The organism is Trinickia sp., from assembly GCF_036503415.1.
GTDB lineage: Bacteria > Pseudomonadota > Gammaproteobacteria > Burkholderiales > Burkholderiaceae > Trinickia.
Genome location: NZ_DASXWY010000046.1, coordinates 1 through 10,453, shown reverse-complemented (window position 1 = coordinate 10,453; position 10,453 = coordinate 1). Strand labels below are relative to the sequence as shown.

9 protein-coding genes and 1 pseudogene are annotated in these 10,453 nt (G+C 63.4%); 5 read left to right on the top strand and 5 right to left on the bottom strand.

All coding sequences use genetic code 11. The features are described from left to right. The 3 genes and pseudogenes from VGL01_RS06905 to VGL01_RS06895 form a co-directional block, all read left to right on the top strand. Positions 1-196: pseudogene (locus VGL01_RS06905) on the top strand (PQQ-dependent dehydrogenase, methanol/ethanol family); the annotation flags it as partial. 98 nt (positions 197-294) lie between these two features. Beyond that, positions 295-1,536 carry a c-type cytochrome gene (locus VGL01_RS06900; RefSeq protein WP_331568114.1) on the top strand — a complete coding sequence of 414 codons (1,242 nt, stop codon included), beginning with the start codon at positions 295-297 and terminating at the stop codon, positions 1,534-1,536. Positions 1,537-1,777: 241 nt separating this feature from the next. Further along, positions 1,778-3,304, top strand: coding sequence for an aldehyde dehydrogenase family protein (locus VGL01_RS06895; RefSeq protein ID WP_331568113.1), 1,527 nt, complete (start codon positions 1,778-1,780; stop codon positions 3,302-3,304). 132 nt (positions 3,305-3,436) lie between these two features. Here the strand turns inward: VGL01_RS06895 and VGL01_RS06890 are convergent, their stop codons facing one another. Next, positions 3,437-4,630: a porin gene (locus tag VGL01_RS06890; protein WP_331568112.1), complete on the bottom strand. Its 1,194-nt coding sequence runs from the start codon at positions 4,628-4,630 to the stop codon at positions 3,437-3,439. Positions 4,631-4,925: 295 nt separating this feature from the next. On the opposite strand from VGL01_RS06890, the gene VGL01_RS06885 reads away from it, so the two are divergent. Continuing rightward, positions 4,926-6,482, top strand: coding sequence for a methyl-accepting chemotaxis protein (locus VGL01_RS06885; protein WP_331568111.1), 1,557 nt, complete (start codon positions 4,926-4,928; stop codon positions 6,480-6,482). Positions 6,483-6,492: 10 nt separating this feature from the next. Here the strand turns inward: VGL01_RS06885 and VGL01_RS06880 are convergent, their stop codons facing one another. Next, the gene (locus VGL01_RS06880; protein ID WP_331568110.1) at positions 6,493-7,239 is read right to left on the bottom strand and encodes a FadR/GntR family transcriptional regulator; all 747 of its coding nucleotides are present in this window, start codon (positions 7,237-7,239) and stop codon (positions 6,493-6,495) included. Positions 7,240-7,407: 168 nt separating this feature from the next. Further along, entirely contained in the window at positions 7,408-8,493 is a 1,086-nt protein-coding gene (locus VGL01_RS06875) for a lactonase family protein (RefSeq protein ID WP_414720188.1), read from the bottom strand. A gap of 166 nt (positions 8,494-8,659) precedes the next feature. On the opposite strand from VGL01_RS06875, the gene VGL01_RS06870 reads away from it, so the two are divergent. Then, a complete protein-coding gene (locus VGL01_RS06870) occupies positions 8,660-8,797 on the top strand; it encodes an entericidin A/B family lipoprotein (RefSeq protein WP_331568109.1) in 138 nt (45 codons plus the stop codon). Positions 8,798-9,352: 555 nt separating this feature from the next. Here VGL01_RS06870 and VGL01_RS06865 read toward each other — a convergent pair. Together VGL01_RS06865 and VGL01_RS06860 are read right to left on the bottom strand one after the other, a co-directional pair. Then, positions 9,353-9,631 (bottom strand): hypothetical protein, encoded by a 279-nt coding sequence (locus tag VGL01_RS06865; RefSeq protein WP_331568108.1) that lies wholly within the window; start codon positions 9,629-9,631, stop codon positions 9,353-9,355. Then, a complete protein-coding gene (locus tag VGL01_RS06860; RefSeq protein WP_331568115.1) occupies positions 9,631-10,116 on the bottom strand; it encodes a DUF2778 domain-containing protein in 486 nt (161 codons plus the stop codon). The genes VGL01_RS06865 and VGL01_RS06860 overlap by 1 nt, the downstream gene beginning before the upstream one ends. Positions 10,117-10,453: the final 337 nt, after the last annotated feature.

Below are 10,453 nucleotides of genomic sequence, written 5' to 3'. Positions count from 1 at the left end.
GCTTTGGCAAAGCCCGAAACTCGCGAGCGGCATCATCGCGCAGCCGTCGATCTTCGAAGTCGACGGCAAGGAGTATGTCGCCGTGCTGGCCGGCTACGGCGGCGCGAATCCGATCTGGGGCGGCCCGATGGCGAAGATCGCCGAGAAGGTCCCGCGCGGCGGCACGCTCTACGTCTTCGCGCTCGGCCGCAGCTGACCGGTCCTCGGCATCGCAGTCTTTATCTGTCGCGAGTCTGCACTGTATTCGGCGCATGACTCGCGGCACCGCCTCACGCATTCATCGGTAGCATCGCCATGAAAATCTCCTCTTTGCCTCTCGCAGCCGCAAGCGTCTTCGCTGCCGGCGCTTTCCTCGCCTCCGCGCCGGTCCCCGCGGCCGTGCGCGTCTGTACATTCCCCGGCAGCCCCTCGGCCAGTCTCGATCGTGCCGTCGCGCGCGAAGCATTCAAGCGCGCGCGAATCGATGCGTCCATCGTCAGCGATGCGCTCGGCTCGAGCGACGACGACGGCGTCTCGCTCAAGGAACTGCGCCGCGCGCTCGCGAGCCGCTGCGACGTGATTGCGGGCTTTCCGCGCTCGCCGACTGCCAACGCCGCGAGCCCCGAGTTGCAATTCTCGCGCGGCTATTTGCGGGCGGACTATGTCGATCTGAGCATGGCCGCATCGTCGTCGACGCCTCGCCCGGCCAATGTGGTGGCCGCGACCTATGCGAGCCCCGCGCAGCTGATCGCCGTGCAGCAGTTCAGCGGTGCGCGGCTCGACCTCGAAAACACGCCGGAGCTGACCGTCGCGGCGGTCGCGGGCGGCCGCGCTCAGCGCGCGATCGTCTGGTACCCCGCTGTGGTGGCCTATCGACGCTCGCACCCCGAGCAACGCTTCGAGCTCGGCGCGACGCGCTCGGTCTACGCGCAGTGGCAATTGGTCTTCGCATTCGATGCGAAGCGAGCCGGGCTGCATGAACGCATCGACAAGGCGTTGGCGGCGATGCAAGCGGATGGCCGGCTCGCCGCGCTCACGCGCGACTGGGATCTCCCGGCATTGGCCGAGGCGGCGGCTGATCGGCCGGTGCATAGGGCGGAGCTTGCCTATCGCGATGGTGCCGCGCGGTATGCCTTCGGGGCAGTGCGCGCCGCTACCTACGATCCATCGACGGGAGGCGCTTTTGTGCGCGTGGCGGCGGTATCCCCCGGCGAAACACCTTCGTTCGACCATGCGCAGATCGAACACGGCAAGCGTCTTTACGCGAGCGCGTGCGCCAAGTGTCACGGCGCGAGCTTGCAAGGGGTGACGGCGCCGGCGTTGACCGGTCCCGCGTTCGCCCCGGCCAGCAATTCCCACCTCACGATCGGAGGCATCTTTGGCTACATGTCCACGAATATGCCGGCAGACCGCCCGGGCAAGCTCAAGCCGCAGGACTACGCCGACATCATGGCGTTCCTGCTCTATTCGAACGGGTATCGACCGAAAACCGAGAAGCTCACGGCCGATGTCGCGCGCGCGTCGGTGACGCCGCTCAATGCGGGGCCCGGGCAATGATCGATCGCACGCGCGGCGATCGGTTCGTTCGACCGTTCCGGTTGTTCCACTTGTTTCGGTTGTTCCAAATTGGAACGGTCGTCGATGCAGCTTGGAACACTGTTGCAGTCGGCGCCGGTCGATGCAGGTCTGTATCGATGTCCAGGCGGCCTTGCGATACGTGGGCATACATGTTGCCTCGTTGAGCTCGCCGCCGGATGGCACACAACCCAACACAATTTTGGATTCAAGGAGACACGCGATGGACATGTTGGACCTCAAGAAGCTGGGACTCGACATCGAGTATCCGTACCTTCAGCAGTACGAGAACTACATCGGCGGCAAGTGGGTCCCGCCCGTTGCAGGAGAGTACTTCGAAAACGTTTCGCCGATCAACGGCAAGCCGTTCTGTCGCATTCCCCGTTCCGGCGCAGCGGACGTCGAGCTCGCGCTCGATGCGGCTCACAAGGCGCGTCGCGCCTGGGGCAAGACTTCGACGACCGATCGTGCCAACCTGCTGCTCGCGGCAGCCGATCGGATGGAGAGGAATCTGAAGCTGTTGGCCGTGGCCGAAACGATCGACAACGGCAAGCCGCTGCGCGAGACGATGGCCGCCGACCTGCCGCTCGCGGTCGATCATCTGCGCTACTTCGCCGGCTGCATTCGCGCGCAGGAGGGTGGCATTTCGGAGATCGACGACAACACCGTCGCGTACCACTTCCATGAGCCGATGGGCGTCGTCGGCCAGATCATTCCCTGGAACTTCCCGTTGCTGATGGCGGCATGGAAGCTCGCCCCCGCGCTCGCGGCGGGCAACTGCGTCGTGCTGAAACCGGCGGAGCAGACGCCGGCTTCGATCCTCGTGCTGATGCAGATCATCGGCGATCTGTTCCCGGCCGGCGTCGTCAACATCGTGAACGGCTTCGGCCGCGAGGCGGGCGAAGCGCTGGCCACGAGCAACCGCATTTCGAAGCTGGCCTTCACGGGCTCCACGCCGACGGGCAAGCACATCATGCGTGCGGCAGCGGAGACGTTGATTCCGACCACGGTCGAGCTCGGCGGCAAGAGCCCGAACATTTTCTTCGCCGACGTGCTCGATCGCGACGATGCGTTCCTCGACAAGGCGCTCGAAGGCCTCGCGATGTTCGCGCTGAACCAGGGCGAAGTCTGTACCTGCCCGTCACGCGTGATGATCCAGGAATCGATCTACGAGCGCTTCATCGAAAAGGCGATCACCCGGGTGCAGGCGATCAAGGCCGGCCATCCGCTGGATCCGTCGACGATGATCGGCGCGCAGGCTTCGCAGCAGCAGCTCGACAAGATCCTGTCGTATATCGACATCGGCCGCGGGGAAGGCGCGCAATGTCTGACGGGCGGCGAGCGAAGGAGTCCTGCCGAAGGCCTGTCGAGCGGCTACTACGTGATGCCGACGATGCTGCTCGGTAACAACAAGATGCGCGTATTCCAGGAGGAGATCTTCGGGCCGGTCGCGTCGGTGATGACGTTCAAGGACGAAGCTGAAGCGATCGAACTCGCCAACGATACGTATTTCGGACTCGGTGCGGGGGTCTGGACGCGCGACGGCACGCGCGCGTACCGGATGGGCCGCGAGATCGAAGCGGGTCGCGTATGGACCAATTGCTATCACCTGTACCCGGCACATGCGGCGTTCGGCGGCTATAAGCAGTCGGGCATCGGACGCGAGACCCACAAGATCGCGCTGTCGAACTACCAGCAAACGAAGTGTCTGCTCGTGAGTTACGACGCCAAGCCGCTTGGGTTCTTCTGATCGCGCGCAGTACGCGAGGCGGCGCTGTTTACAAAGAAAAACGCCAGAGTCGTGAGACTCTGGCGTTCAAGTGCTCGCACCGAAGTTTGAGCAGCGCGGCATCGATAACCGATGCCGCGCAGTCGTTGTTGCTTAGAAGCGGTGGATGATGCCTGCGCCGATCGCAACTTGGTTTTGGCTCGCCGACGCGCTGATGCCGTCGCCGATTTGTGCCGTTGCGTTGATGATCGCTGCGCCGTTACGCGTCTTGCCCGTGGCGTGCTGGTACGCTTCGATCACGTAGAAGCCCGTGCGCTTCGACAGTGCGTAGTACTGCGACAGGTTGAACTGGTGGTACTTGGCAGCGCTCGTGATGCCGTTGGCTTCCGATGCGGCCGTGTAGCTGTAGCCTGCAGCGAGGTCCAGAGCAGCCGTCGCCTTCCAGTGCAGCACAGCGCCAAACGTGTTGAACACGGCTTCGTTCGTGAACGTCGAACCGGCGCCCGGCACGTAGACCACGTTCGTGTACGACGCGGACACGTCCCACGCCGGCGTGAACTGATAGCCGGCCGTCACGCCGAGGCGGCGCTGAGCGACAGCCGTCTTGTAGCCATTGTTGATGGCCGACACGGCTTCTTCAGCACCGTTGTTGCTCGCCGCCGACGTCCACGTAGCACCGTTGGCGTTCTTGATGTTCTGATAGCCGACGCCGATACCGAACGGGCCGTTCTTGTATTGCGCAGCCACGCTCCACACCGAGTTCGCTGCGACGCTGCCCGGCGTGCCGCCGAACGCGTAGCCGCCGCTGAACGTGAAGCCGTAGAGGTTCGGCGACGTGTAGATGACCTGGTTGTTGGTCCGGTAGTTCGTATCGAGCGAGTCGATATCGCCCGGATGCGCGCCGAATGCGCCGGTCAGCCACGTCGTCGGGCTCCACGGCGAGAGCAGCGTGTAGTACGGCGTGTACTGACGGCCCATCGTGACCGTACCGAAGGCGTCGTTCGTCAGGCCAACCCAGGCTTGACGGTGGAATTCGAGACCGGCCGTGCTTTGCGTGCCGTTCATGATGTTGAAGCCTTGCTCCAACGTGAAGATGGCCTTCGTACCGCCGCCGAGGTCTTCGCTGCCCTTCAGGCCGAAGCGGTTGCCCGCCCACACGCCGTTGTTCATCTTGACCAGCGACTTACCGCCCGACGTCGCGCCCGTCGAAGGAGCGACGTTGTTCACATAGGCGAAGCCGTTATCCACGATACCGTAGAGCGTAACGCTGCTTTGCGCTTGCGCAGCGCCAGCAACGAGGCTCGTCGCGGCTGCGGCCACCATCGTGGCGAGTACTTTCTTCTTCATCAGATCTCCGGGTGCTGAGAGGGACTTCTTATCGATACCGGCGCCGCTGGCACCGGTACTTATATGTCATCGTATGACTGTAACTGCCAGTAAAATTGTCGGGGCGACCCCGGGGCGGGCATACTAGGGAAACTACTACGTATTAACCCGCTAGCTCCTGCTTGTAAGACAACGTATGATGTGCGCCGCCGCGTATTTCCGTCGACTATCCAACGCCCGGGCTTGATTTAAGTCATTCAAGAAAACCCTGACAGGACCGATAAATAGGGGATCGACGTAATACGGGGGACACAAGATGCGCAACTGGACAGTGCGACACAGCCTGCTCGCGGTATTGATCGTCTTCGCGGTCATGATCATCGTGGGTGGAGTAGTGGGCGTGGTGGCACTCGATCGCTCCAACGGCAACGCCCGCTTCCAGCGCCAGGTCGCGCGTCAGGTCATTCTCGCCAACGACGGCTACAAAGACACCACGCGCACCCGCTCGGCGCTCACGCGCGCCTACGCCGCGCTCAAAGAGAACAACGACAAGGCCACGCGCGACTCGGCGCTCAAGAGCGCCCAGACCACGATCGACCGCGCCGCCGAGGAAACGGAGGCGTTTCGCCGTGCGGACCGGTTCGACGGGCAGGATGACGCGTTAAAACAACAGTTGCTCAATGCGTCCGATCAGCTCGCAACCCACCTGAAAGCGGCATTCGTGGCGTTGCAAAATGACGACACTGGGGCCTACGTGACGATCAACGACGGGGACATCCGGAACGCCGGTATCGCCTATTCGGCGGCTGTGGAGAAGTTTCAGCAGCTTGCGCGCACGCTGGCCGATGCCTCGGCCGAGCGCGGCGAGGCGGAGTTCAAGTGGGTGCTCGGCATGGTGATCGTCGGCGTATCGTTCGCGCTCGCCCTCATCATCGCCACGCATTTCGCGCTTCGCCGCATCGTGCTCGGGCCGCTGCGGCAGGCGGTCGATATGCTCGACCGGATTGCCGCGAACGATCTGACCGTCGAGGTACCCGAGGCCGGCAAGAGTGAAGTCGGCCAGTTGTTCGGCGCCATGCGGCGCATGCGGCTCGGGTTATGGCGGACCGTTTCGGACGTACGCACGAATTGCGATGCGATTCACACTGCCGCGCGGGAGATCGCCGCCGGCAATCTCGATCTTTCGAGCCGGACGGAACAGCAGTCCGCGTCGCTGCAGGAGACCGCGGCGAACATGGAGCAGCTCACTTCGACCGTCAAGCGCAATGCCGATAGCGCGCAGCAGGCGAGCAGTCTCGCGTCGAGTGCCGCGCAGGTCGCGACGCGCGGAGGCGATGTCGTCGCGCGCGCGGTGCAGACGATGAACGCGGTGTCCGAAAGCTCGCAAAAGATTGCCGATATCACCGGCATGATCGACAGCATCGCGTTTCAGACGAACATCCTCGCACTCAATGCGGCCGTCGAATCGGCCCGGGCTGGGGAGGCCGGGCGCGGCTTTGCGGTGGTCGCGTCCGAAGTGCGCGCGCTCGCGCAGCGCAGCGCCGCCGCGGCCCATGAGATCAAGACGCTCATCGGCACGTCGGTCGCGGACGTCAAAAACGGCAACACGCTCGTGGTCGAGGCCGGGCAGACGATGAACGAGATCGTGACGGCCGTGAGCGAGGTCGCGGGCATCATGGCCGAAATCACCGCGGCCACGGCCGAGCAAAGCATCGGCATCGCCCAGATCGGCGACGCCGTCAGCCAGATGGATCAAGTCACCCAGCAAAACGCTGCGCTCGTCGAGGAATCGGCGGCCGCGGCCGGCGCGCTCGAGCAGCAGGCGCAAGCCACGGCTTCCGCCGTCGCCGCCTTCAGGCTCGCTGCCGCCTGATACAGCGCGTTCAGTCGAATTGCGTCGCCGCGTGCTGATTCGCGCGGCGCAAGCGCTCGCGGCTGTTCGAAAGATGCATGCGCATGGCCGCGCGCGCGCTTTCGGCATCGCGCCGCGCAATCGCGTCGAAGATGCTTTCGTGCTCGCGGTTCACGAGCGAGAGATAGGCGCTCGGGTCTTCGCGCGCGATGCTGGCGGAGTCGACGCGCTCGCGCGGAATCAATGCCGTGCCGAGCTGCACGAGAATATCGACGAAGTAGCGATTGCCGGTGGCCTGCGCCACCGCGACATGAAAGTCGAGATCCGCTTCCACACTGTCCGAGGCATTCGCGCGCTTGGCCGCGATCGTATCGAGTGCGGTGCGAATGCGCGCGATGTCGGCCGACTTCGCCCGTTGCGCGGCGAGCCCCGCGCATTCCGTCTCCAGGCTGATGCGCAACTCGAGAATTGCCAGCACGTCGCGTAACGTCGTACCCGGGACCACTTCGAGGCCAATCGATTGTTTGCTCGGCTCGAGCACGAAGCTGCCGATGCCATGGCGCGTCTCGATCACTTTTGCGGCCTGCAAACGGGAAATGGCCTCGCGGATGACGGTGCGGCTGACGCTCATCGTTTCCATGAGCTGGGATTCCGTCGGAAGCTTGTCACCGGGCTTGAGGACGCTTGCCTCGATTTGCTCAGTCAAGCGGCTGACGACGAATTCCGCCAGGTTTCGAGCCCGTCTTTGTGGGACGGCAGTGGTGGGCGGCGCGGACATCGATGTACCTCGTGGGGACAGCATTTTATGAGTGCGAATGCCTATTCATTATAGCTAGTCACGCCCGCCGGTCGTCAGATGACGGACATTCGGTGGGCGAGTAGAGCGCATGGACCGGCACCGGCGCGCCATGGGCGGCCCGTGCCGGCTTTGCCGATGCCGTCTGCGTTACTCGAACGTGACCACTTCGACCCAGTTCGGGTTCTTTCCCGTCTGTGCACCGCCGTTGGCCGTCAGTGCGCCGGTTTTGCGATCGATACGATACTCGGTCAAATGATTCGAGAGTTGTCCAACCGCGAACAGATATTGACCGGATGCGTCGATGCCGAAACCGCGCGGCTGTTTTTCAGTCGGCCATGTTCCGATACGTTGCAGCTTGCCCGAGCGGCGATCGACGCGGTAGCCCCCGAGCGTGCTCGATGTGCGCTCGGATACGTAGAGGAACTTGCCGTCGGGCGTCAGGTGGACGTCCGCGCCCCACGGTTTTCCGGCGAACCCGGTCGGGAGGATCGAGATCGTCTGAACGGGCCGTGCCGTATCGGCCTTCTTGTCGAAGGCCAGCACATGGAGTTTGCCGTCGAGTTCGTCGATCAGATACACGAAGCGTCCATCACCGGAGAACACGAAGTGGCGCGGCCCCGAGCCGTGCGGCAGCGAGAAGGCCGGCTTCGGGTCGAGCGTGAGCGTGCCGGCGTCGCCGTCGAGCGCGAGCTTCAGCCAGGCGTCCGAGCCCAGCACCGAAGCGAAAGCGTACCGATTGTCGGGCGAGGTACGAATGGCGTGGGCCATCGGTCCCGTGGGGACGGTTTGAAGCGCATCTTCAGGCATGCCCTTCGCATCGATGCGGCTCATCGACAGCAGGTTGCCGCCGTACGATGCGCCGAAGAGGAAGCGGCCCGTGGCGTCGGTGGAAATGTAAGCCATGCTCTCGGGCAACGCCGCGGTTCCGATCCGCGTGAGCGTGCCGTCGAGCGGATTCATGAACAGCGTCGCCACGCTGTACGGCTTCGAGCGCAGTCCGACATAAAGGTACGGCCGGTTCGGCGAACGTGCCATCGGCATGGCCGTGCCGCCGACCGCGAGCGTCTGGATCGATGTGAGCGCGCCCTCTCGTTCATCGAGTTTGAATGCCGAGATGTCCTGGCTGTCGGCGTTCGAGACGTAGACATAAGTGCTGCTTGCATGCGCGGTGCCGGCGAGTGCGCATGCCATCAGGCCGGCTAGCGCCACGCGCATTGAAAAACGTCTCGGCATATCCATTCTCCTCACTGTTATTGATGACGGTAATGTACGTCATCTTATGTCTGATAACTAGACGGAGGACGAGGTGCCGCACTAGGAGGCCGGGGATCGGCACGACGATTGCTGAAGACCCGTTACTCAAACGTCGGGCGACTCGGCTCGCAAAGGGAGGATTTCCATGAAACGACTCATCGCGCTTCTGGTACTTGCCGCAACGGCGGCGCTGACAGCCTGCCATACCGTTGCGGGGGCGGGAGAAGACCTCTCGAAGGGGGGGCACGCCATCACGAACTCGGCCGAGAAGCATTCGGACTGACGTCGGTCGAAGCTGCAATCGGGCGGCGTGTTGCGCGCCGCCCGCCATTTGCCCGGCTCGCGACATTCCCCAATGGATGCTCGCGGCCCACGTCATATCAGGCTGGGTCCGGCCCCGTCGCCGGGGCTGGTGCGCTACGCTCCGCCGTCTTGTGACGAGATCTGCCTACCGGCGCGACGACGAAATGCGGGCCGCTATTTCGCATGTGCGGCGCTTGCTGGTGGTCGCCGCGCGATCGGGTCGTTCGTTGGCTTGGTGGGGCGCTTGACCGGCATGTTGTCGGGGTTGTGAGCGTTCACTCCGCTTGCGGGGGGCTGTGGGGGCTGGACCATGGACGCGCTGGCATTGCTCGGCGTGCTTTGGCTTTGTGCTTGGGCCGGGCTGACTCCGGCCAGGCAGGCCCATGCAACCGTGGCAACCGCAAAGGCGTGCCCGAGCTCTCGATCGATCGCACTCATCATCGGCTCCTCGGCGGGACAAGCCGCCGTGTTCGTATAGAGCAGCAATCGGAGGACCCGCTTCAAGGGCGGACCGCGCCGATGAAGGCGCGGGTCGTCACGAGCGGCGCGCAACCCGCCAGCGGTGAAACGCCAGATTCAGCAGCCAGACTATCAGCGCAGCGGCAACGAGAGACAGCACGATAATTACGAGCAATCCGACCGTCTCTATGTCATCTGCGTTGGTGACCGTATCGATCCCAAATTTGCGCATGACTAGCGCAATCAACGCCGGCAACGGTGGGAATTCATAGGGTAGGCTGGCGATGAACCGGGACAGCGCGAAGCCGATGACAACGGTTGCCAACATATTGGCGCCGTAGCGGACAAGCTTCATCAACGAACCTCCAGCGTGCCGTAAGCCTTTGCACTCGTCCCGGGAACCGTAAGCGTTGGTCCGCCGCTTCTCAGGTACGCGCTGAGCTGTTGGAATTGTGCCGGGTTGACGAGCGCGATGCATCCTTCGCTGCGACGCTGCGGCCCAATGGGATGCAATCGAAACGCACCTCGTCGTACGCCGTTGACGTAGGTCACATCGTCGATTGCACCGTCGTTCCTGTACAGCGCGAACCATTCATTGCGGTCGGTGCCGTAGCCGTAAGTCCGAAGGAAGTCGTAAAGCCACCCTAGGTGCCCGCCAGATTGACGGTCAAGGATGTAGTACCGGCCCCGTGGAAGCGGCCCGGACTCGGCGTTGCCTTCGGCGGCAGGATTATTTCGGTCGGCCGGCATACCGGAGAAGGCCGCGAAAGTGCCAACCCCGGAACACGAGAGCGACGTAAGAGGCTGACCGTTCAGCAAAAAAGTGCAGTTGATTGGCATCGCCGGATGCTCATAGTCGATCAAGCCGGCAATCTTGACATGCTCCTCGAGCGAGCAGCAACCGGCGGCTCGGTCTGTCTACCGGTGTTGCGGGCAAGCAGCGCGGTGGTTAACCCGGCCGACCGGATTTGGTCTTTCAGCCGAAGAGCACGGCCCACAAAGCGCCCAGCGCGGGCGAGCGCCGGTTTTCCCGACGGTTTACATCAACGATTCTCACTTCCTCGTCCGACCCTTCTTGAAATCGGGGCAACCCGTCCATATAATTAGCACTCGCTGCACGTGAGTGCTAACAAGTTCCGTCCGGGTCGCTGGGCGGCCTACCAAGCTAAGCGTTCTT

Coding starts and splice junctions, on each gene's coding strand:
- VGL01_RS06895 (WP_331568113.1), top strand. CDS start 1,778: ATGGACATGTTGGACCTCAAGAAGCTGGGACTCGACATCGAGTATCCG.
- VGL01_RS06865 (WP_331568108.1), bottom strand. CDS start 9,631: ATGAAGCTTGTCCGCTACGGCGCCAATATGTTGGCAACCGTTGTCATC.
- VGL01_RS06885 (WP_331568111.1), top strand. CDS start 4,926: ATGCGCAACTGGACAGTGCGACACAGCCTGCTCGCGGTATTGATCGTC.
- VGL01_RS06860 (WP_331568115.1), bottom strand. CDS start 10,116: ATGCCAATCAACTGCACTTTTTTGCTGAACGGTCAGCCTCTTACGTCG.
- VGL01_RS06890 (WP_331568112.1), bottom strand. CDS start 4,630: ATGAAGAAGAAAGTACTCGCCACGATGGTGGCCGCAGCCGCGACGAGC.
- VGL01_RS06900 (WP_331568114.1), top strand. CDS start 295: ATGAAAATCTCCTCTTTGCCTCTCGCAGCCGCAAGCGTCTTCGCTGCC.
- VGL01_RS06880 (WP_331568110.1), bottom strand. CDS start 7,239: ATGTCCGCGCCGCCCACCACTGCCGTCCCACAAAGACGGGCTCGAAAC.
- VGL01_RS06875 (WP_414720188.1), bottom strand. CDS start 8,493: ATGCCGAGACGTTTTTCAATGCGCGTGGCGCTAGCCGGCCTGATGGCA.
- VGL01_RS06870 (WP_331568109.1), top strand. CDS start 8,660: ATGAAACGACTCATCGCGCTTCTGGTACTTGCCGCAACGGCGGCGCTG.